Genomic DNA, 21,142 nt, shown 5'->3' with positions numbered 1-21,142 from the left:
ACGCCGATCCCAAGTGGCTAACCCGCGAACAGGATCCGCGCGATCCGCTCCGCGGTGGTCAGCGGATCGGTCGCAGCGACCTCGTCGGGCACCGCGCGGTTGAGCCACAGCATCGCGAACCCGTGCACCAGCGACCACGCGGCGAGCTCGGCGCCGGTGGGGTCTGCCTTGGCGTGGGCGTCGACCAGGGTCGCCACCCCACGCGAGAGCTCCGCTCCGGCTGCCGCCTGGGCCGCTGACAGCTCCGCGTCGGCGGGGTTCACCAGTGAGCGGTCGAACATCACCGCGTAGTGCCCGGGATGGTCTATCGCGAAGCGCACATAGGCCAGCGCCGCGTTGACGAACTCGCCGCGGGCCGCCTTCAGCGCCTCGCACAACAGCCAAAAGCCTTCCGCCGCAAGCGCTGTGAACAGACCGCGACGATCCGCGAAGTGGTGGGCCGGCGCGGCGTGCGAAACGCCCGCCTTGCGTGCCAGCTGCCGTAGCGAGACACCGTCGGCACCCTGCTGGGCCACCAGGCGGGCGGCCTCGGCCAGGATCACTGCCCGCAGATCGCCGTGGTGGTACTGCGGGCGGGTAGCGGCGCTCATCAGTGCATCGTAGCCGGCCAACTTGACACTGGCTAGATAAAGCGCTTACGGTCGGAGGATACATCTTGTCACTGTCTAGATCGGAGGCCGCTCGATGGCTCCCCTGCTGACGCTTCTCGTCGTCACGCTGACTGCCCGCTGCGCAGGTTGGCTCGGATGGGGCTACGCGGACGGCTGGCCGGCCGCCACGGCCGTCGGCCTGGCGGCGATGTTCGCCGTGACCGGGGTCGCGCACTTCGTCAACCCACTGCGCGACGGGCTGATCGCGATCGTGCCGCCGCGGCTTCCGGCGCCAAGCCTGCTCGTCACGGTCACCGGTGTTCTGGAGCTGCTCGGCGCGGTGGGGCTGCTCATTCCACAGACCCGGGTCGCGGCCGCCGTCTGCCTCGCGGTGCTGCTGGTGGCAATGTTCCCGGCCAACGTGTACGCCGCCGGGGCCAAGCGGTCAGAGCACGCTCCCAACACCCCGCTGGTTCCGCGCACGCTGATGCAGGGGCTATTCCTTGCCGGCGCGGTGCTGGTCGCGGTCGGGTGACCAGGCTCCTGCCGTGGCCAACACCCACGCGTACTGGAATGCGACTTCTTTCCACCGCTCATAGCGCCCGCTGATACCGCCGTGCCCGGCGCTCATCTCGGTCTTCAGCAGCACCGGCCGGTCGTCGGTCTTGGTATACCGCAGGGCCGCAACCCATTTCGCAGGCTCGACGTAATACACCCGCGTGTCGTGCAGCGACGTCATCGCGAGGATGTGCGGGTAGTCCACGGGCGCCACGTTCTCGTACGGCGAATACGACTTCATGTAGAAGTAGACGTCCTTGTCCCGCAACGGGTTTCCCCATTCGTCCCATTCCGTCACGGTCAGCGGCAGCAACGGGTTCAAGATCGTGGTGAGCGGGTCGACGAACGGCACCTGCGCGAGGATTCCCGCGAACAGCCCGGGGGCCATGTTCGCCACCGCGCCCATCAAGAGTCCTCCGGCGCTGCCGCCCATCGCCACCAGGTTCCGCGCCTCGGTCACTCCGGTGTCGGCGAGGTGCGTTGCGGAGCTGACGAAGTCGGTGAATGTGTTCTTCTTCTTGAGCAGCTTTCCGTTTTCGTACCACAGCCGGCCCATCTCACCGCCCCCGCGCACGTGGGCGACGACGAACACCATGCCGCGGTCCAGCAGTGACAGCCGGGCGATCGAGAACCTGGGGTCCTCACACAACTCGTAGGCGCCGTAACCGTAGATCAGTGCAGCCGCCGGCAACGTCACGTCACGACGGTGGATGATCGACAGGGGCACCCGCGCGCCGTCGGAGGCCACGGCCCAGTCGCGGCGTTCGACGTAGTCGTCACGACGGTAGTCGCCCAGCACCGGCTGTTCGCGCAGGAGTGTCAATTCACCAGTGGCCAACTCGAGGTCGTACACCCGCACCGGGGTGATGAACGACGTCGCGCCGATGCGCATCATCGGCGAATCCCAGGTGGGGTTCGCGCCCAGGCCGGCCGACGTCAACGCGGAATCGAACGAAATCTCCTCCGGTTCGCCGTAATTGCCGTCCTCGCTCACCGGCCATACTTGGATGCGGGGCAGCGCCTCACGCCGGTAGCTGACCACGAAGTGCCGGGCGAAGGCGTCGACGCCGTCGATCCGTACGTCGTCTCGGTGAGCGATCAACGTGCGCTGCGCCGACGGGTCGGACACCGGCGCCTCCACCAACGTGAAGTTCACCGCGCCGTCGTTGTGCACGATCAGAAACTTGTCCTGGCCGCCGATGACGGCATGGTCCAACGAGTACTCCACCCCTTCCCGACGCGGCAGCACGACGGTGAACGCAGCCTGCGGATCCGTCGCATCGGCGTAGCGGATTTCCGACGTGATGGCAGATCCAGCGGCGATCAAGATGTAGGCGTCGCTGCGGGTGCGTCCGACCGCCAGCCAGAACCGCTCGTCGGGCTCGTGGTACACCTGCTCGGCGGGCTGTCCCGAGCCCAGCCCGTAGCGCCACACGGTGTCGGGGCGCCACGCCTCGTCGACGGTGACGTAGTACACGGTGCGGCTGTCAGCGGCCCAGGTGACCCCCGCGCCTATCCCGGCGATCTCGTCCGGGTAGCGCTGCGTGGTACGTAAATCCTTGAACCGCAAGGTGTATCGCTCGTCACCGACCACGTCAACGGAGTAAGCGAGGATGTGTCCGTCTTTGCTGACGCTGCACGCACCGAGCGCAAAGAACGTGTGTCCCTCCGCTTCCTCGTTCTCGTCGAGCAGCACCTGCTCGCCGGGGACCTCGGTGTGCTCGTCGAATTTCGGCGGCGACCAGTCTGCGGAATCGGCGACGGGACAGCGGCATTGCACGGCGTACTGCTTTCCTTCGAAGCTGCGGCCGTAGTACCACCACGCCCCGCGCCGCGTCGGTACCGACAGATCCGTCTTTTTGGTGCGCGACTTGATCTCGTCGAAAATGTGCTGTCGCAGCGGCGCAAGGTGCTCGGTCAGCTTCTCCGTGTAGTCGTTCTCGGCGGTCAGATGATCGATGACCTCAGGGCTGGACTTGTCGCGCAACCACTCGTACGGGTCGACGAACACATCGCCGTGGTGCTCGCGTACATGGTCGATGCGCTTGGCCTGCGGGGGCACCGGATGCGTCATGCCGGGCCGATCCACTCGTCGAACCGCAGACCCGAAATGCGTTCGTAGGCTTCGATGTAACGGTCTCGGGTGGCGTCGACGATCTCAGGGGGCAAAGGCGGAGGTGGCTCGCCGCTGTCACGGTCCCAGCCGGACTCTGGACCCGTCAGCCAGTTGCGGACGAACTGCTTGTCGAAGCTGTGCTGCCGTACGCCGGGCCGGTACTCGTCGGCCGGCCAGTACCGCGACGAGTCGGGCGTGAACACCTCGTCGGCGAGCACCAGCGCGTCGTGCTCGTCGACGCCGAATTCGAATTTGGTGTCCGCGATGATGATTCCCCGCTGCAGCGCATGCTCGGCGGCTTGCCGGTAGATCCGTAACGTCAGGTCGCGAAGCGCAGCGGCGCGGTCGGCGCCCACCAGCGTGACGACGTCGTCGTACGTGATGTTCTCGTCGTGCAGCCCCAATTCAGCTTTCGTCGCCGGTGTGAACAGCGGCTCGTCGAAGCGGCTGGCTTCCGCCAGACCTGGCGGAAGCTCGATGCCGCACAAGGCGCCGGTCTTCTGGTAGTCCAGCAGTCCCGATCCGGTGAGGTAACCGCGCGCCACGCATTCGACCGGCAGCATGGTCAAGCGGCGCACCACCAGCGCGCGGCCGAGCACGTCGCCCGGGATGCGGGGATCATCGGGCGGCCCGGCTAGGTGGTTGGGCGCGTCGACCAAGCTGAAGAAGAACACGCTCATCGCAGTGAGGATGCGGCCTTTGTCCGGGATCGCCGACTGCAGCACATAGTCGAAGGCGGAGATCCGGTCGGTGGCGACGAACAGCAGGTGCTGGTCGTCGACCTCGTACAGCTCGCGTACCTTGCCGCTGGCCAGATGACGGTAGTCGCTCAGTTCGGGACGCACCACCGCGTCAGCCTAGACGCCGATGCGCTGTGTTGGGATCGTGGCCATGAGTAGCCGTCATCTGCCTTACGCCAGCAGACCCGCTCGCACGGCCGGTCAAATCGTCAGCGACATCGTCGCGGTGGGATGGACGGCGCTGTGGGTGTGGATCGCGATGGCCGTGCACGCCGCGATATCGACGATCGCCGAGGCTGGCCAGCGCGTGGAAACCGGCGCCACCGGGGTGGCCAGCAATCTGGAGTCCGCTGGCCACAGTGCAGGCAGGGTGCCGTGGATCGGCCAAGCGCTCAGCAAGCCGCTCAGCGCCGCGGGTGATGCGGCCCATGACATCGCCGGCGCGGGCCACAGTTTGGACACCACGGCCAGCTGGCTGGCGGTGCTGCTGGCCGTGGCGGTGGCTGCACCGCCATTCCTGGCGGTCGTGACGCCCTGGCTGCTGCTGCGTCTGCGGTTCTTCCTTCGCAAGCGCCGGCTGATCGAGCTTGCCGCCACCCCCGCCGGCGAGCAGCTGCTCGCGTTGCGCGCGCTGGCCAATCGGCCGCTGCGACGGTTGGCTGCGGTCAGCGCGGACCCGGTAGGCGCGTGGCGCCGCGAAGACCCACGGGCAATCCGCGGCCTGGCTGCGCTGGAACTACGAGCGGCCGGCGTCGGCACCATCCGGAGCGACGTGTAGCAGACGAAGTTCGAGTAGACACCCGCACAACGTCGCTTTCGGCAATGTCAAGCGGTCAGTACGACACCGCGAGCACGACGACGTCGACCGCGAGCAGCACCAACGCCAACACCGGCACCACGACGCCCCAAGCGCGCTTGGCCGTGAAGAACGACGCAATGATCGTCGCCGCCGCGACCACGGGCGCGCCGTAGAACAGCACGCCGAATACCGCAGAACCGGGGCCCTCGCAGGTCTGGCCCGTGCAACCAGCCGTGCTGATCACTCCGGCGATGCCGACGATCACCGCGACGATCGCCACCGGCACGGTCGCCAGCGCGAGCACCCAGTTGACCAGTACTTTCGCCCGGCCGCTGCGGTGCTCGCGGGCGGTCACAGGGTCGGCAGTTGCGACGTTCGATTGCACCTCTTGGTCAGCCATAGGCGTCGGGTACCCGCGACGGCGGGTCACTGACACCCCATCCGATGATCAGTGCCGCCAAGCACGCGCCGCAGCCGCTGCCACTGCGCACGTCACCAGCGTCCAGGCAGCCAACGCCATCCAGAAGACGACCCACGAGATCATGAGGAACGGCCGCCAGCCGGTTTCGACGCACATCGCGAATGTGGCACCCGAGTACATCCCCAGCGGGAACACCGTGGCCCACCACGCACCGGTGACTGGGAAGCGAAAATGGCGGACGGTCAGGTAAACCAGCGGCGCCAGCCAGAGCGAGGCCAGAACCCACGTCACGACGGTCACCGAACGGATCGTGCCGAGCAACGCGTCGCCGGTGCCGATCACCAGCGCCGCCCGGTGCAATCGATCGCCGGCAAGCGTCACGATCGCCAAACCGCCCATCAGAATCCAGCTGTCCGGCCGCCAGATGTCGTCAGTGGGTGCCGTTGCGGCGCGCCACAGAATCAGCCAAGTCATCAGCCCGTAGATGGCGATGGCCAACACCCATGCCGCCAACGCGACTTCGAACGCCATGCGTGAGCGGGTCAGTACCGCGATGTGTGCAGTCACGATGGAGAGCCCCGCGGTCGCAACGCTGGACAACTCCCATGCGCCGCGGGCGCGGTCGCGCAGGCCCCTCCATCGGTACGGCCACATGGAGCGAACCAGCAACGGCGCCAGCACAATCCATGCCACCCACGCGAGCACACCCAATGTCCAGATCACCGCGCGACGATCCTCGAACCGGGCGCCCACCACCGCGCACGCCGCGACGAACGTGAACAGCCGGACCGTCACGTCAGGATCGGACAGTATGAACGGAAAGCGCTGGGCGGCAACGTCTTTGGCGGCTATCAGCAACACCATGATCACCAGCGCGAGCACGGCGACACCGGCCAGGACGTCGCTGATCACCTCGTAACGGTGGTCGTGGGCCGAGACCGACACGATGCCGGTGGCCATCACGGCGGCGAAGACGTCAGGCGACAATCCGACGTCGGCGACGCGAAAGCCCACGAGGCGCTACAGGATTGCGCCGGGACTGTATTTCGCCGCTTCCGGGTAGTGGCTCACCAGGTCGTCGACGGCGGCCACCACGGCGTCGACCTGGTCTGCGGCGGAACCCACGAACGCGGTCCGGTCGGCCAGCGCGGCGTCGAGCGCCGCACGATCCAGCGGCAGCCTCGGATCGGCGGCCAACCGGTCCAGCAGATCCGGCTCGGCGCCGCGCTCGCGCATCGCCAGCGCCACCGCGACCGCGTGCTCCTTGATCACCTCGTGTGCGGCTTCCCTGCCCATCCCGGCACGCACAGCCGCCATCAATATCCGGGTGGTCGCCAGGAACGGCAGATAACGGTTGAGCTCGCGTTCGACCACCGCGGGGTAGGCGCCGAACTCCTCGAGCACCGTCAGGAACGTCTCGATCTGCCCGTCGATCGCGAAAAACGCATCCGGCAATGCGACTCGGCGGACCACCGAGCAGAACACGTCGCCCTCGTTCCACTGCGCGCCGGCCAGTTCAGCGGCCATCGACGCATACCCCCGCAGCACCACCTGAAGCCCGTTGACGCGTTCGCAGCTGCGGGTGTTCATCTTGTGCGGCATCGCCGAGGAGCCCACCTGGCCGGGCGCAAATCCCTCCGTGACAAGTTCATGGCCGGCCATCAGCCGGATGGTGTGCGCCAGCGACGACGGTCCGGCGCCGAGCTGGACGAGCGCCGAGACGGCGTCGTGGTCCAACGAGCGTGGATACACCTGGCCGACACTGCTGAAAACCTTTGTGAATCCTAGGAAACCGGCCACCCGGTGCTCCAGCTCGGCAACCTTGCCGCCGTCGCCGCCGAACAAGTCGAGCATGTCCTGGCCGGTTCCCATCGGGCCTTTGATGCCTCGCAGCGGGTAACGGTCGATCAACTCCCGCACCCGGCTCAGCGCGATCAGCGTTTCTTCGGCAGCCGACGCGAAACGCTTGCCCAGCGTGGTCGCCTGCGCCGCGACGTTGTGGCTGCGGCCTGCCATCACCAGGTCGCGGTACTGGACCGCGCGCTCGGCCAGGCGGGCGGCCACCGCGACGCCGTGGGCGTGGACGAGTTCGAGGGACCGCCGTACCTGGAGTTGTTCGACGTTCTCGGTGAGGTCGCGGCTCGTCATCCCCTTGTGGACGTGCTCGTGGCCGGCCAGCGCATTGAACTCCTCGATGCGGGCCTTGACGTCGTGGCGCAGCACCCGCTCCCGCTCGCGTATCGACGCCAAATCCACGGCATCGACCACGTTTTCGTAGTCCGACAAGCACGACGGCGCAACGTCGCCGATCTGAGCGCCCAATTCGATCTGGGCGCTCAGCACCGCGAGCCACAGCCGCCGCTCGGCGACGATCTTGGCCTCTGGCGACCAGATGGCCACCATCTCGTCGCTGGCGTAGCGTGCGGCCAGCACGTTCGGAATCGTCACAACGACACAGCTTACGGTCGTGCGGCAGGGTGATGGCATGTACTTCGTCGGCCTCGACCTCGCGTGGTCGGCAGCCAACCGATCCGGCATCGCGGTTCTCGACGTGAACGGCCGACTCAGACACCTCGACACAAAGGTCCATGACGCTGAAATCCTCAGTGCCATTGACCCGTTCGCTCGCCGTGACTGCGTGCTCGGCATCGACGCACCGCTGGTCGTGGCCAACTCCGCCGGGCAGCGGCCGGCGGAGCGCGCGCTGAACGCCGATTTCCGGCGGTTCGAGGCGGGCGCCCATCCGGCGAACACCACATTGCCGGTGTTCGCCACAGGTATCCGCGGCGGCCGCCTCGCCGGAGCCCTCGACCTGGACATCGACCCGCACTCGAGCGCACCGCGGCGCGCGCTCGAGGTCTATCCGCACCCGGCGACGATCGTGCTGTTCGGGCTGGCCAAAACGCTCAAGTACAAGCGGCGCCGCGGCCGAACAGTGGCCGACCGCAGAACAGCGCTGTTGCGTCTGATGGCGCTCACCGAAGGACTCCTCGGCGCCACACCCACACTGCATGTCGCCGACGAGCCGGCCTGGCAGGCGCTACGCGACGCGGTCACCGCGGCCACCAGGCCGTCACAGCTGGACAAGGCGGAGCACCCCGTCGACGCGGTGCTGTGTGCCTACGTCGCCCGATATGCGCACCACCGACCCGACGACGTCACCGTGTACGGCGACGTCCACACCGGCTACATCGTCACGCCCGCGCTGCGGGCCGGTGAATTCGCAAGGGACGCAAGCTCTTAAGCCAGCGGGGCAAGCACATCGATCACGTCGACCAGGGCGGCCTTGGCGGTGGTGCGCAGATTGCCGCCGTCGTCGACCAGCGCCGCCACCACGGCCCCGTCGACGGCGTACATCAGCGCGTTCACCCGGTCCCCGCGCACCGTACGTCCGCAGCGTTCCAAGGCTTCGACGACGCCGGTGGTGCGCTGCTCGCGGATCCGGCGCTGGACGTCACGCAGCCACGGATGCCGTGCACAGGCGACGTACCGCTCGTAGCGCGAAATCAGCTCTTCGCTCATGTGGGCAGGCGCGTTGTCGTCGAGAAGCAGGTCGACGAGCACGTCAGCGGTGGCTTCCACACCGCGCCGGCGCCGCGGCAGGTCGGTGACGCGGGCACGTAGTTTGGCGATCTCCTGGGCACCGACGTACTCGACGGCCTGAGTCAGCAGATCGTCGAGAGACGAGAAATAGTAGGTCGTCGACGCCAGCGGCAGGCCAGCCCGGCGGGCCACTGCGCGATGACGGACTGCGTCGAAGCCGCCCTCGCACAGCAACTCGGCGGCTGCGCTCACCAACGCGTGCCGCCGGCGCTCGCCCTTGGGGGTGACCGCAGCTGTCACGCCCCTGATGCTGCCAGCCGCATAGCCGCTTATCTGTGGTTTCGGAAATACGTAATGGGGGCAGCAAAAGCCGCGAACTCGCGATGGCAAGATGTGCGCCATGCCTAGCCTGAGTCGCCGCGCGGTTCTGCGACTCAGCGCCAGCGCCGCGGTGGGCGCGGCGGGTGCCGTCGCGTTCGGCACCGCGCTCGAGTCCAGACCGTCGACGGCCGTGCCGGACGTGGCCATGACCGGCGTCGGCGCGCCGCTTGCCCCGCCGCCGTCGGAGCCGCAGCCGACAGCCGCGCCCACGATGGTCACCGGGTCGTTCGTCTCTTCGGCCCGCGGCGGCGTCTCGACCAATTGGGCGATAGCCCGCCCGCCCGGGCAAACCGCAGCGCTGCGGCCCGTGATCGCGTTGCACGGCAAAGGCGGTGACGCGGCCAGCGTGATGGCAGGCGGCGTCGAGCAGGGGCTGGCACAGGCGGTCGCCTCTGGTCTGCCGCCATTCGCGGTGGTCAGTGTCGACGGCGGCGGCAGCTACTGGCACAAGCGGGTTTCAGGTGAGGACTCCGGCGCGATGGTGCTCACCGAGCTGCTGCCATTGCTACAGACGCAGGGACTGGACACTTCGCGGGTCGGTTTTCTGGGCTGGTCGATGGGCGGCTACGGCGCATTGCTGCTGGGAGCGCGGCTCGGCGCGGCCCGCACCGCCGCGATCTGCGCGGTCAGCCCGGCGCTATGGACGACGCCTGGTGCCGCGGCACCAGGTGCGTTCGACAGCGCCGAGGACTGGTCGGCGAACACGGTGTTCGGCCTGCCCGCGCTCGCGTCGATTCCCATTCGCGTGGACTGCGGCACCAGCGATCCGTTCTATTCGGCCACCAAGCAGTTCGTCGCCCAGCTGCCCAATCCGCCGGCGGGTAGCTTCTCGCCCGGCGGGCACGACGCGGGCTTTTGGAGTCAGCAGCTTCCTGGCGAACTGCAATGGATGGCTCCCCTGCTCACCGCTTGAGCGCAGGCCTAGAGCTTGATCCGGCCCTCAGCGGCCGCCAATGCGATATCACTGCGAAAATGCCCGCCAGGCAAGCGAATTGACGCGATCTTTCGGTAGGCCGCTTCCCGGGCGGCGGCCAAGTCCGGGCCGGTGCCGACCACCGACAACACCCGCCCGCCGGTGGAGATCAACGCGCCGTCGTCGCGACGGCCGGTCCCGGCATGCAGCACGCCGTCCTGCTCGGCGCCGACGATCACGTCACCCAGCCGCGGCCGGCCGGGATAGTTCTCCGCGGCCAGTACCACCGTCACCGCGGCGCCGGGACGCCACTGCGGGGCGGGCTGCTCGGCCAGCCGGCCGGTTGCGGCCCCATGCAACAGCTGACCTAGCGGGCTCTCGAGCAGGGCCAGCACCGCCTGCGTCTCCGGATCCCCGAAGCGGCAATTGAACTCGACCACTGCGGGGCCGGCGGAGGTGATCGCCAGCCCGGCATAAAGCACTCCGCTGAACGGGCAGCCGCGTCGTACCAGCTCGGCGGCCACCGGCGTGACGATCTCGGAGACGATCTGCCGCGTCAGGTCGTCGGGCAGCCACGGCAGCGGCGAGTAGGCGCCCATGCCGCCGGTGTTCGGCCCAATATCGTTGTCGCCCACCCGTTTGAAGTCCTGCGCGGGCAACAAAGGCACGACGGTCTCGCCGTCGACGACGCACAGCATCGACACCTCGGGCCCGTCGAGGAAGGATTCCAGCAGCACCGGATGGCCGTCGTCGAGCAACCCCGCGGCATGCGCGCGAGCGGCAGCGCGGTCGGCGGTCACCACCACGCCTTTACCCGCCGCTAGACCGTCGTCCTTGACCACCCAGGCTTTGTCTTGTGTGTGCTCGGGGCCGAACCGGTCCAGCGCGGCGTCCAGATGCGCGGGGTTGTCGACGATTTCGCTGCGCGCAGTGCGCACACCGGCTGCGGCCATCACGTCTTTGGCGAAGGCCTTGGACCCTTCGATCTGAGCGGCGGCGGCGCTCGGGCCGAAGCACGCAATGCCGGCGGCTCGCACGGCATCGGCGACGCCGAGCACCAGCGGCACCTCGGGGCCGATCACCACCAGGTCGGCGTTCGTCGCGTCGGCAAGCTTGGCGACGGCCTCGCCGGAGCTGACGTCGACGGCGTGTTGCTCGGCGACCGCGGCAATACCCGCGTTGCCGGGGGCGGCGATCAGCGCGTCGACGCCGGGATCGCGGCGCAGCGCCATGACGAGTGCATGTTCGCGGGCACCGGAGCCGATCACAAGAACGCGCACAGCAGCCCACCCTAATCGCTCTCCCCTTGCGCGCGGACCATACACCTAGCGGCATGGTGTATGGTCGTTGTGACGCCGCTTACAAGGAGGTCTGCGATGAGCCGCTGTCCGTTCGGTCCCGGTTTCGACTTCACCGACCCGGATGTGCTCCTGCAGGGCATGCCCGTCGCGCAGTTCGCCGAGCTGCGCAGGACCGCGCCGGTCTGGTGGAACGAGCAGCCGCCCGGCTCCACTGTCTTCGACGACGGCGGATACTGGGTGATCAGCCGTCATGACGACATCAAGGCGATCAGCAGGAACAACGACGCATGGTCGACGCATGCCAAAGGCGCGGTGATGCGCTTCCCCGAAGGCATGACGCCCGAACAGCTCGAGCTCACCAAGGCGCTGCTGATCAACCACGACGCGCCGGCGCACACGCGGCTGCGCAAGCTGGTCTCGCGGCTCTTCACGCCCAGAGCAGTCGCGACGCTCGAGGACAAGCTCGCGAAGGCGGCTCACGAGATCGTCCGGTCCGCCGCAGAGAAAGAGACCGGCAACTTCGTCGACGACATCGCGATGAAACTTCCGCTGCAGGCGATCGCGGACCTCATCGGCGTGCCGGAGACCGACCGCGAGCGGTTGTTCGAATGGACCAACTCGATCATGAACACCGACGACCCGGATTTCGACGACGACCCGACGGCAGCCAACGCGGAGCTGATGGCCTACGCCTACACGATGGCTGAGGAGCGGCGGCGCTGCCCTGCCGACGACATCGTCACCCGGCTGATCCAGGCCGACATCGACGGCGACGTGCTCGACGACACCGAATTCGCCTTTTTCGTGATCCTGCTCGCGGTCGCCGGCAACGAGACCACGCGCAACGCGATGACGCACGGCATGAACGCGTTCTTCGACAACCCCGACCAGTGGGAGCTGTTCAAGCGGGAGCGGCCCGACACAGCCGTCGACGAGATCATCCGCTGGGCCACCCCGGTGCACTGCTTCCAGCGAACCGCCCTGGTAGACACCGAAGTCGGCGGCGTCACGATTCGCAAGGGCCAGCGCGCCGGGCTGTTCTACAGCTCGGCCAACTTCGACGAGTCGGTGTTCGAGTCGCCGTTCCGGTTCGACATCATGCGAAATCCCAACCCGCACTTGTCGTTTGGCGGCAACGGCGCCCACTATTGCATCGGCGCGAACCTTGCCCGCATGGAGATCAAGCTGATCTTCAACGAGATCGCCGATATCATGCCCGACATTGCGAAAATCGGCGAACCTCAGCGGCTGCGGTCCGGGTGGATCAACGGCGTCAAGGAATTGGCGGTCGCCTACCGGCCGTGACGAACCACGCGTGAAGTACTACATCAGCACCGGCTATCTCGACACCACCGAGATCGTCGAGATCGCCAAGGTCGCTGACGACCTCGGTTACGACGGACTCGGAATCCCCGAGCACGTCGTCAATCTGGAAACTCTGGCCACGCCGTACCCGTACACGAAGGACGGGCGACGACGGTGGGAGCCGTTCACCGACTGGCCCGACCCGTGGGTGCTGATCGGTGCGCTCGCCCAGGTCACGACGCACCTGCACTTCGTCACCACCGTGTACGTGCCCGCACTGCGCGATCCGTTCGTCGCCGCCAAGGCGATCGGCACGGCGGCGCTGTTGTCGGGCGGCCGCGTCGAGCTCGGCGTCGGAGTCGGTTGGTGCGCCGAGGAATTCGAGCTTCTCGGTGCGGCGTTCGCCGATCGGGGCAAGCGCACCGAGGAGATGCTCGCGCTGATGCGGGCGTTGTGGTCGCCGGGCTGGACCGAGTTCGACGGCGAGTTCTACCACGTCCCGCGGCTGGAGATGTCGCCCGCGCCACCGCACATCCCGGTCTGGGTCGGCGGACTGAGCGACGTCGCGCTGCGCCGCGCCGCCCGCTACGACGGCTGGGTGGGCGATCTGGTCACCACCGAACGCGCCGTCGCGATAGCACAGCAGCTGCGGCAGTACCGTGCCGAGATCGGGCTCCCCGTAGACGATTTCGCGATTCTGGCCCCTCTGGTCGACGCGTTCTCACCCGACGACTACGCTCGCGCTGAGCAGGGCGGGGTGACGCACATCTTGACGATGCCGTGGATGTTCTACACCGGGGCCGACGCCACGCTCGCCGAGAAGGTCGACGGCATGAAGCGGTTCCGCCGAGACCAGGGGTTGGACCGTCAGCGGTAGTAGATGTCGAGCGTCTGCACCAAGCCGTTGTCGTTGAGCGTGAAGATGTCGACGGTATGCACGGTGGTGTCGTCGTTGAGAGGGCTGGTCCCTTCCAATTGCGCCACTTCGACATTGCCCTGCTCGATACTGCGCGCCAGCGTCATCCGCACCTGCCCGGCGAAGATCACGTCGGCGTGAAAGTCGGCGATCTCCGTGTGCCCGTGGTCGGTGCCCACCGGGTGCGTCAGTGTGGCGTCTTCGGCGAAAAGCGCTAGCAATGCGGACGTATCGGCGTTGTTGACGGCTTCGACGTACCGTTCGGCCACGCTCATGCGTCCTCCAGTCCCCGACGGCATGCCGCCTACTGCGGCACGTGAACTACCCGCACCCAATGTAGCGTCAGACGTCGCGCAGTAGAGCCATCGATGCCGACTTGCGACCATACGACATTATGCTCGACGTATGGTCGGTCGTGGCGAAGCTCGCGCCTGATGCGCACGCACGGCTGGTCCGGGTCCGCGCCCGCCAGCGACGAGGAGGCCGTCGCGCGCATCCTCGCCGCGGCCAGCAACGCGATCGACACTCACGGCGCCGACATCAGCATCGCCGACGTGGCCCGCACGCTCGGCGTGACCAGGCAAACGGTGTATCGCTACTTCCCCAGCACCGACGCGCTGCTGGCCGCGGCCGCCACCAACGCCGCGATGGGCTATCTCGACAGGCTGGCCAATCACATCGCGGGCATCAACGATCCCGCCGAAGCCGCGGTCGAAGGTATTGCCACCACACTGGAATGGCTTCCGCACGACAAACACATCGGTCTTCTGCTGGGCCCCGACCGGGCGAGCGCATTCAGCGCTGACGTCACCTCCGACGTCGCTTTGGAGTTCGCCCGCACCATGCTCGGCCGGTTCGACGTGGATTGGGCCGCCGCCGGATTCACCGATGCCGAGCTCGACGAGCTGGCCGAGCATCTGCTGCGCATCATCCAGTCGTTCGTGATCGACCCCGGGCGGCCGCCGCGCACGGGCGCGAAGCTGCGCCGCTATCTGCGCCGCTGGGTGGCGCCGGCGCTCTCCGCGAAGGACGCCTTGAACGCCTGACAGCAACGTTGGCCAACTGCCCCCATCGCGCGCGGAATGGCGGTTATATGGTGACTGGCCAGTCGAGGACGGGGGCGCCAATGAAGCGACTCAGCGGTTGGGACGCGATGCTGCTGTACAGCGAGACGCCCAACGTGCACATGCACACGATCAAGGCCGGCATCATCGACGTGTCCAGATTCGACGGCACGCCCGACATCGACACGTTCCGCGAGATCCTGCGTCACCGCCTGCACAAGCTCGACCCGCTGCGATTCCAGCTCGTCGACATCCCGTTCAAGTTCCACCACCCAATGTGGCGCGAGCACGTCGACGTCGACCTCGACTACCACGTTCGGCCGCTGCGGCTGCCCAGCCCGGGCGGTCGTCGCGAGTTCGACGAGGCCGTCGGCGAGATCGCCAGCACGCCGCTGGACCGCAGCAAGCCACTGTGGGTGATGTATTTCGTCGACGGACTCGCCGACGGCAACGTCGCGGTCGTCAACAAGGTTCACCACGCTCTGGCCGACGGCGTAGCCTCGGGCAACTTGATTGCCCGCGCGATGGACATGTGGAACGGCCCCGACGACGACGGCACGTACGAAACCGATCCTCCCCCAAGCCGATCCGAGCTCATCAACGCTGCGTTCCGCGATCATCTCCGCCAGATCGGGCGCATCCCGGGCACCGTCAGGTACACCGCTGAGGGCATCGGCCGGGTGCGTCGCAGCTCGCGCAAGGTCTCCACGCTCACCCGGCCGTTCACTCCGCCACCGACATTTCTGAACCACGCCCTCACCCCCGAGCGCCGGTTCGCCACCGCCGCGCTTGCGCTCGACGACGTCAAGGAAACCCGCAAGGAGCTGGGCGTCACGATCAACGACGTGGTGCTGACGATCGCGACCGGAGCAGTGCGCAAACTGCTGCTGAAGTACGACGGCCACGCGCCCGGGCCGCTGCTGGTGTCGGTGCCGGTGAGCATCGACCCGGACCCAAACCGCATCTGGGGCAACAAGTTCACCACGCTGTCGGTCGCGGCGCCCACGCACATCAGCGATCCCGTGCAACGCGTCCACGAGGTGCACGCCGCTGCGCAGTCTGCCAAGGAGGCCCACCACCTCATGGGGCCTGAACTGTTCGGGCGGTGGGCGGCCTACTTCCCGCCGGCTCCTGTCGAGCTGATGTCCCAACGGCTGGCGCGCAGCGAAAAGCCGACGAAACTGCTCAATTTCGCGGTGTCCAACGTTCCCGGTCCGCGTGAACGTGGCACGGTGGCGGGTGCGGTGGTGCGCGAATTCTATTCCGTCGGTCCACTCATCGCCGGCAGCGGGCTGAACATCACGGTGTGGAGCTATGCGGATCAGCTCAGCATCTCGGTGCTCACCGATGGCGCCACTGTCGACGATCCGCATGAGGTGACCGAAGCGATGGTCGACGACTTCCGCGAATTACGCCGCGGTGCAGGGCTTTCCGAGCAGCTCACCCCACTGGCCAACGCGCTGTAGTCGCGTTCCGCGAGCGTGCGTGTCTGCCCACCGACACGCCGTGTCGTGGTGTGCAAGACCGCACGCTCGCGGCGCCCGAACGTGCGCCGCCGTCACACGACGGTCAACGGCAGCGAGCGGCGCGGCTCGAACTCGAACGTGGCGCCGCGGCTGACCTTGGCCACCGACACCTCACCGAACTCCGGTGCCGGCTCGTCGCGCCGGACGACGCGCGCTGACCACTCGGTGTCGGACCCGTTGACCTCGACGTCGAGGTACGGGTCGACCGCCCGGACAATCGCTTGCAGCGGTCGAACTTCCGCCGGCGTGCACAACGCGATCCACGCCCCGTCGTCGTGGGCCGGTGACCGACGAACCCGCACGGTGTCGGCACTGAACTCCGCACCGACGTAAGCGGCGGGGTTGAACAGCGGATGCAGTTCGAGGACACGCAGCACCGGCACGTCCAGCGCCCGGTGGATGCGTTCGGCGGCCACGCCCGCGATGCCGATCAGCTGCTTGGTGCAGATCTCCCGAGCCTGCTGTTCGTCGCGCGCACGTTTGCCTACCGCAAGCACGAACGACAGGTTCAGCAGATGCATTTGCAGACACACCTCGTCGGCGATGCGCACCAACGCCGAATGGGAGAAGGCGCCGAAGTCGAGATCCGACACCAGCGGCCCCGAGTAGTCGGCCTGTCCGTCGTCGTCGGGATCGATCTGGTCGAGATCTATTGTGGCTGCGCTTTTTTGGCTGATCGTCGCCAGAGCCGGATGGTCGGGCACCGGTGGATACGAATCGTCGATGACGACGGTCCACCGGCAGTGCGGGTGCCGGTCAGCCGGCACGCGCGGCGGCCGGTGCACCGGGCGGATCTGGGCCTTGCGGTTGGTCGCCACCGCGGTCGCGTCGAACGTGGGGTCTTCGATGTCGTGGCACATGCCGCGCACGTATTCCTCGCCCATCGGCTCGACGTCCAGCAGCGCCCCGCAGTGGTCGAGGTGGAATTCACCGTGCCAACGGTCGTGAACCGTGTATCGGAAATCCATGAACTGCGGAGGGGCACCGATGTCGAGCTGAAGGCCCTTGAAGATCGTGATGACGTCGTCGCCTTCGTAGCGCAGCGCCTTCTGCATTCGCTTGGTGTAGATCGGGCTGGACCCCATCCACTCCTCGATTGCGATCTGCAACATCTCCGGACGGCCGAAAGCCTGGATGCACCAGGCCATTCCGGATCTGTCGATCAGTTGCCCGATCAGCAACAGCTCCGGTACCAAGCGGGCGAGCTCGTTGCGGCTGAGGCTGGCGTACCTACTGGTCATCGAATGTCTTGCCGGTGTGCATCTTGACCGCCGCGTTCACGTTGGCCTTCTTGTCGACGCCTTCGCCCTTCTCAGCGGCCTTCTTGTGCTTGGCGATCACGCGTTTGACCACGCCGTTGAACCCCGAGCCGCGCGGGAATCCGAGGTAGTGCGTGAGGAAGATCGACATTTCCAGCAGCTCGTGCTCGGTGAGCTCACCGTTCTGCAGCGCCGCATTGACCTGGATTTCGGCCAGGCTCTGTTCGCCGAGCGCGGTCACCACCGACAGAGTCATTATTCGCTTGTCGCGCATCGACAGCCCCGGCCTCGTCCAGATGCTGCCGAAGAGGTGCTCGACGGTGAGGTCGAAGAACTCGTCGCCCTGCACGTCGGGCATCTCCCAGCCGTAGACCTCGTTCATCTTCTCGAGGCCCTTGCGGCGCAACTCGTCCATGGTCACTCCTTCGATCCAGACTCGGCGGTGTGCGGCACACCAAGTCCTTCGGCGAGTCGTTGCAAAGCAACTTCCGCCAGCGGCAGATCGACGTCGACCGCGTCACCCAGCGCCAGCGCCAGACTGAGATCCTTCTCACCCAGTCCGCGGGTGTGAGTGAACGCGTCGTAGAGCCAGTGGTCCGGTGGCAACGGCTTCATGTCCTCGCGCACCATGATCGCCCCCGGTCCACCGGTGAGCGCGTCGGTGTGACGGACCACCCGGCCCAGCGCCTGCAAGCTCAGACCCGACGCTTCGGCAAGCTTCATCGCTTCGCAGGCTGCCGCATAGGAGGTGAACGTCAACATGTTGCGCGCCAACTTCATTCGAGTTCCGGCACCCGGCTCGCCGGCGTGGATCACCAGCGATGCCCATTGCTTGAACACCGGCTTGATCCGCTCATAGACATCGCGCTGGGCACCGACCATGGTGGCCAACTCACCCTTCTCGGCCGCTCCCCCGCCACCGCTCACCGGGGCGTCGACGATGTGGATGCCTTGCGGCTCGAGCTCTCTGGCGAGCTCCACCGCGGTCACGTCGCTGATGGTCGAATGGATGGCGATCACACTGCCGCGCTTGGCGTTCCGGGACAATTCACCCACCACGTCGCGCACCTGTTCGTCGTTCAGCACCGTCACGCTGATGACGTCGGCGGCCGCCACGTCGGCAAGGCTGTCAGCCGCCTGAGCTCCCGCCTCGACGAACGGGGTCATCGCCTCGGCGCGAACGTCGTACACGATCAGTCCGCCCGGCCAGTCGACCAGTCGCCGAGCCATCGGCGCGCCCATGTTGCCCAGACCGATGTAACCCAGTTTCGGTGTGCTGTTCTGCTCCTCGCCACTCATTTGCGAGCTCCTCACGACCGAATGATCTGGCCGCCGTCGACATTGAAGATCTGCCCGGTGATCCACGACGCTTGATCGGAGAGCAGAAACAGACACATGCCCACCAGATCCTCAGGAGTGCCCATGCGGCTCAACGGGATTCCCTTGACGATGTCGGCCACCATCTCTTGTGGCGTGGTGGTCCTGGTGGCCTCCGTGTCGATAGGGCCCGGTGCAATCGCGTTGATCCGGATGTTCATGCCGCCCAGCTCACGCGAAAGCTGTTGAGTCAGACCGTTGATGCCGACCTTGGCCAGCCCGTAGTAGTTCGAGTACAGCCACGCCGCGGTCGACGACTGGTTGACGATCGCACCGCCGCCCCGCTTGGCCATCTTCTTGTACACCGCGCGGGTGCACACCAACGCGCCGTCCAGGTTCACGCTCATGAACTTCTTGTAGTAGTCCCAGTCGACGGTGATCAGGAAGTCGAGCTTCATGCCGCCGTAGATGGCGGCGTTGTTCACCAGGTAGTCGATGCCCCCGAACTCGGCCAGCGTGCGGTCGGCCATCGCCTTGGCCGACTCGGTGTCCGATACGTCGACGGGCACGTGGATGGACGTGCCGCCGTCGGCGACGATCTGCTTGGCCACCCGCTCGCCGGCTTCGGTGTTGATGTCGGCCACCACCACGGCGGCGCCTTCACGCGCCAACGCCTCGGCGTAAGCCTGGCCGATGCCGCCGCCCGATCCGGTGACGATCGCGACCTTGTTGTCGAACCTCATCTACTTCCTCTCCTGCCGAGTGTGGACTTGATCCGCGCCGATTGCGAGGTTGCGTGGATCAACAAGACACTCGGCGCTAGACGGCCTCCGCGACGAGCTTGGTCTCCAGGTATTCCTCGAAGCCGGCCAGTCCCATCTCGCGGCCGATCCCGGACTGCTTGTAGCCGCCGAACGGTGCGTCGCCGGAGTACCACACTCCGCCGTTGACGTTGATGGTGCCGGTCCGGAATCGCGACACCACCCAATTCACGCGTTCGGGATCGGCGCCGAACACCGTGCCGGACAAGCCGTACGGAGAATCGTTGGCGATGCGGACCGCGTCGGCGTCGCCGTCGTGTGGCAGCACCACGAGTACCGGCCCGAAGATCTCTTCGCGGGCCACCCGGGCGTCGTTGGTCAGGCCAGTGATCACTGTGGGCTCGATGAAGAACCCCGCCGACTTGTCAGCGGGCCGACCGCCACCGCAGGCGAACGAACCCCCTTCGTCGCGTGCGAGATCCAGGTATCCCTGGACCCGGTCGCGCTGCTTCGCCGAGATCAGCGGCCCGCAGATGGTCGACGGATCCGTCGGGTCACCGGGCGCCAGCCCCGCCATCGTTCCTGCCGCCACCGCCACGGCCTCGTCGTAGCGATCACGCGGCACCACCAGCCGGGTGGTGATTGCGCAGCCCTGCCCGGCGTGGGTGGCAACCGTGAACGCGGCCACTGCACATGCGCTGTTGAGGTCGGCGTCGTCGAGCACCAAGAACGCCGACTTGCCGCCGAGTTCGAGGAAGACCTTCTTGATGGTCTGCGCGGCGGCGGCCATTACGGCCCGGCCTGTGGCGGTGGAGCCGGTGAATGACACCAGGTCTACGCGGGGATCCTCGGACAGTTGCGCACCCAGCCGGTGATCGCTGGACGTCACGATGTTGACGACACCGGGCGGAATGTCGGTCTTCTCCTTGATGATTCGACCGACCTCAGCCGCACACCATGGGGTGTCCGGCGCCGGCTTGAGCACCACGGTATTGCCGGCGGCAAGGGCGGGTCCCAGTTTGGCGAAGTTGATCTGGTGCGGGAAGTTCCATGGCGTGATGGCGCCGACGACGCCGAACGGCTCCCGCACGATGGTGCGCTTGGTCTTGATTCCCAGCGGCGATGCCAACCCGAGATCTTGTGTCCACGAATAAGTTTCAGCCGTCTCGATGGCGAACGCGAGATCGTCGACCGGACCCTGCAGCTGAGCACTGTGGGTGAGGGCCACCGGAGCGCCGACCTCCGCGACCGTGATTTCGCGCAGCAACTCGATTTCGTCATTGAGCGCGTCACGCAATTGGCGCAGGCAGTGCACGCGCAACTCGACGTCGCGCGACCAGTCGGACTCGTCGAACGCGGCCCGGGCGGCCCCGATTGCACGGTCCATGTCAGCCGCATCGGCATCGGCAGCCTCACCCAGCGGCTCCTCGGTGGCCGGGTTGACAGTGGTGAAGGTGCCCCCGCCGGCGCCGACGAGTTCGCCGTCGATCAACAGCTCGGTCACCTTCGTCGCCGATGTGGTCATTGTCAGAATTCCCCCTGGACAGGTGTCTGCTAACGCTGGTTCGGACAGTAGTTGCCTGACCCGGCAAAGGCAAGGGCGGGAGCTACGAAGGAGCGGCTGCGACCACA

General features: G+C 66.9%; 22 protein-coding genes. 8 read left to right on the top strand and 14 right to left on the bottom strand.

The genetic code is table 11. From position 1 onward, the window contains the following. Positions 1–17: 17 nt before the first annotated feature. A complete protein-coding gene (locus tag AC5Y4C_RS07695) occupies positions 18–590 on the bottom strand; it encodes a TetR/AcrR family transcriptional regulator (RefSeq protein ID WP_499906906.1) in 573 nt (190 codons plus the stop codon). A 94-nt stretch (positions 591–684) separates the two neighbouring features. Here AC5Y4C_RS07695 and AC5Y4C_RS07690 point away from each other — a divergent pair, with 94 nt between their 5' ends. Further along, positions 685–1,125: a DoxX family protein gene (locus tag AC5Y4C_RS07690; RefSeq protein ID WP_499951661.1), complete on the top strand. Its 441-nt coding sequence runs from the start codon at positions 685–687 to the stop codon at positions 1,123–1,125. On the opposite strand, the gene AC5Y4C_RS07685 is transcribed toward AC5Y4C_RS07690, so the two are convergent. Both AC5Y4C_RS07685 and AC5Y4C_RS07680 read right to left on the bottom strand, forming a co-directional pair. Then, on the bottom strand, positions 1,087–3,222 hold the full coding sequence (locus AC5Y4C_RS07685; protein ID WP_499951729.1) for a S9 family peptidase: 2,136 nt from the start codon (positions 3,220–3,222) through the stop codon (positions 1,087–1,089). The genes AC5Y4C_RS07690 and AC5Y4C_RS07685 overlap by 39 nt on opposite strands. Next, entirely contained in the window at positions 3,219–4,109 is an 891-nt protein-coding gene (locus AC5Y4C_RS07680) for a phosphoribosylaminoimidazolesuccinocarboxamide synthase (protein WP_499951731.1), read from the bottom strand. Before AC5Y4C_RS07680 ends, AC5Y4C_RS07685 begins: the two co-directional genes overlap by 4 nt. 46 nt (positions 4,110–4,155) lie before the next feature. Here AC5Y4C_RS07680 and AC5Y4C_RS07675 point away from each other — a divergent pair, with 46 nt between their 5' ends. Next, positions 4,156–4,782: a hypothetical protein gene (locus AC5Y4C_RS07675; RefSeq protein WP_499951663.1), complete on the top strand. Its 627-nt coding sequence runs from the start codon at positions 4,156–4,158 to the stop codon at positions 4,780–4,782. Positions 4,783–4,837: 55 nt separating this feature from the next. Here AC5Y4C_RS07675 and AC5Y4C_RS07670 read toward each other — a convergent pair whose 3' ends face one another. From AC5Y4C_RS07670 to purB, 3 genes are read right to left on the bottom strand one after another with little or no spacing between them, the layout of a single operon-like run. Beyond that, positions 4,838–5,203, bottom strand: a complete 366-nt coding sequence (locus tag AC5Y4C_RS07670) for a hypothetical protein (RefSeq protein WP_499951665.1) — start codon at positions 5,201–5,203, stop codon at positions 4,838–4,840. Positions 5,204–5,251: 48 nt separating this feature from the next. After that, positions 5,252–6,238 carry a tellurite resistance/C4-dicarboxylate transporter family protein gene (locus AC5Y4C_RS07665; RefSeq protein ID WP_499951666.1) on the bottom strand — a complete coding sequence of 329 codons (987 nt, stop codon included), beginning with the start codon at positions 6,236–6,238 and terminating at the stop codon, positions 5,252–5,254. Positions 6,239–6,244: 6 nt separating this feature from the next. Then, on the bottom strand, positions 6,245–7,672 hold the full coding sequence (gene purB / locus AC5Y4C_RS07660; protein WP_499961559.1) for an adenylosuccinate lyase: 1,428 nt from the start codon (positions 7,670–7,672) through the stop codon (positions 6,245–6,247). A gap of 19 nt (positions 7,673–7,691) precedes the next feature. On the opposite strand from purB, the gene AC5Y4C_RS07655 reads away from it, so the two are divergent. Beyond that, positions 7,692–8,468, top strand: a complete 777-nt coding sequence (locus AC5Y4C_RS07655; RefSeq protein WP_499951671.1) for a DUF429 domain-containing protein — start codon at positions 7,692–7,694, stop codon at positions 8,466–8,468. Here the strand turns inward: AC5Y4C_RS07655 and AC5Y4C_RS07650 are convergent. Next, positions 8,465–9,067, bottom strand: a complete 603-nt coding sequence (locus AC5Y4C_RS07650) for a TetR/AcrR family transcriptional regulator (RefSeq protein ID WP_499906922.1) — start codon at positions 9,065–9,067, stop codon at positions 8,465–8,467. The genes AC5Y4C_RS07655 and AC5Y4C_RS07650 overlap by 4 nt on opposite strands. A 91-nt stretch (positions 9,068–9,158) precedes the next feature. Between AC5Y4C_RS07650 and AC5Y4C_RS07645 the strand changes: the two genes are divergently transcribed. Next, positions 9,159–10,061 carry an alpha/beta hydrolase gene (locus tag AC5Y4C_RS07645; RefSeq protein WP_499951673.1) on the top strand — a complete coding sequence of 301 codons (903 nt, stop codon included), beginning with the start codon at positions 9,159–9,161 and terminating at the stop codon, positions 10,059–10,061. An 8-nt stretch (positions 10,062–10,069) separates the two neighbouring features. Here AC5Y4C_RS07645 and purD read toward each other — a convergent pair whose 3' ends face one another. After that, the gene (purD, locus tag AC5Y4C_RS07640) at positions 10,070–11,341 is read right to left on the bottom strand and encodes a phosphoribosylamine--glycine ligase (RefSeq protein WP_499951675.1); all 1,272 of its coding nucleotides are present in this window, start codon (positions 11,339–11,341) and stop codon (positions 10,070–10,072) included. 96 nt (positions 11,342–11,437) lie between these two features. On the opposite strand from purD, the gene AC5Y4C_RS07635 reads away from it, so the two are divergent. Both AC5Y4C_RS07635 and AC5Y4C_RS07630 read left to right on the top strand, forming a co-directional pair. Beyond that, complete coding sequence (locus AC5Y4C_RS07635) at positions 11,438–12,667, top strand: cytochrome P450 (RefSeq protein WP_499951677.1); 1,230 nt, start codon at positions 11,438–11,440, stop codon at positions 12,665–12,667. A gap of 10 nt (positions 12,668–12,677) precedes the next feature. Continuing rightward, entirely contained in the window at positions 12,678–13,544 is an 867-nt protein-coding gene (locus AC5Y4C_RS07630; RefSeq protein ID WP_499951679.1) for a TIGR03619 family F420-dependent LLM class oxidoreductase, read from the top strand. Here AC5Y4C_RS07630 and AC5Y4C_RS07625 read toward each other — a convergent pair. Beyond that, complete coding sequence (locus tag AC5Y4C_RS07625) at positions 13,535–13,858, bottom strand: nuclear transport factor 2 family protein (RefSeq protein WP_499947816.1); 324 nt, start codon at positions 13,856–13,858, stop codon at positions 13,535–13,537. The genes AC5Y4C_RS07630 and AC5Y4C_RS07625 overlap by 10 nt on opposite strands. Positions 13,859–14,017: 159 nt before the next feature. Between AC5Y4C_RS07625 and AC5Y4C_RS07620 the strand changes: the two genes are divergently transcribed. Both AC5Y4C_RS07620 and AC5Y4C_RS07615 read left to right on the top strand, forming a co-directional pair. Next, the gene (locus tag AC5Y4C_RS07620) at positions 14,018–14,629 is read left to right on the top strand and encodes a TetR/AcrR family transcriptional regulator (protein ID WP_499906935.1); all 612 of its coding nucleotides are present in this window, start codon (positions 14,018–14,020) and stop codon (positions 14,627–14,629) included. 80 nt (positions 14,630–14,709) lie between these two features. Further along, on the top strand, positions 14,710–16,113 hold the full coding sequence (locus AC5Y4C_RS07615) for a WS/DGAT/MGAT family O-acyltransferase (protein ID WP_499951681.1): 1,404 nt from the start codon (positions 14,710–14,712) through the stop codon (positions 16,111–16,113). Positions 16,114–16,205: 92 nt separating this feature from the next. Here the strand turns inward: AC5Y4C_RS07615 and AC5Y4C_RS07610 are convergent, their stop codons facing one another. The 5 genes from AC5Y4C_RS07610 to AC5Y4C_RS07590 all read right to left on the bottom strand — a co-directional run bounded on the left by AC5Y4C_RS07610 (position 16,206) and on the right by AC5Y4C_RS07590 (position 21,035). After that, positions 16,206–17,414: a hypothetical protein gene (locus tag AC5Y4C_RS07610; RefSeq protein ID WP_499951683.1), complete on the bottom strand. Its 1,209-nt coding sequence runs from the start codon at positions 17,412–17,414 to the stop codon at positions 16,206–16,208. After that, on the bottom strand, positions 17,404–17,847 hold the full coding sequence (locus AC5Y4C_RS07605; RefSeq protein ID WP_499906941.1) for a carboxymuconolactone decarboxylase family protein: 444 nt from the start codon (positions 17,845–17,847) through the stop codon (positions 17,404–17,406). Before AC5Y4C_RS07605 ends, AC5Y4C_RS07610 begins: the two co-directional genes overlap by 11 nt. A gap of 2 nt (positions 17,848–17,849) precedes the next feature. After that, positions 17,850–18,731 carry an NAD(P)-dependent oxidoreductase gene (locus AC5Y4C_RS07600; RefSeq protein WP_499906943.1) on the bottom strand — a complete coding sequence of 294 codons (882 nt, stop codon included), beginning with the start codon at positions 18,729–18,731 and terminating at the stop codon, positions 17,850–17,852. A gap of 11 nt (positions 18,732–18,742) precedes the next feature. After that, complete coding sequence (locus tag AC5Y4C_RS07595; protein ID WP_499906945.1) at positions 18,743–19,492, bottom strand: SDR family oxidoreductase; 750 nt, start codon at positions 19,490–19,492, stop codon at positions 18,743–18,745. Positions 19,493–19,568: 76 nt separating this feature from the next. Beyond that, positions 19,569–21,035, bottom strand: coding sequence for an aldehyde dehydrogenase (locus AC5Y4C_RS07590; RefSeq protein ID WP_499906949.1), 1,467 nt, complete (start codon positions 21,033–21,035; stop codon positions 19,569–19,571). Between the last annotated feature and the right edge of the window lie 107 nt (positions 21,036–21,142).

This window comes from Mycobacterium sp. NGS35, assembly GCF_059812855.1.
Note: the sequence above shows the minus strand (reverse complement) of the source record. Positions and strands in the feature narration are given on the sequence as shown.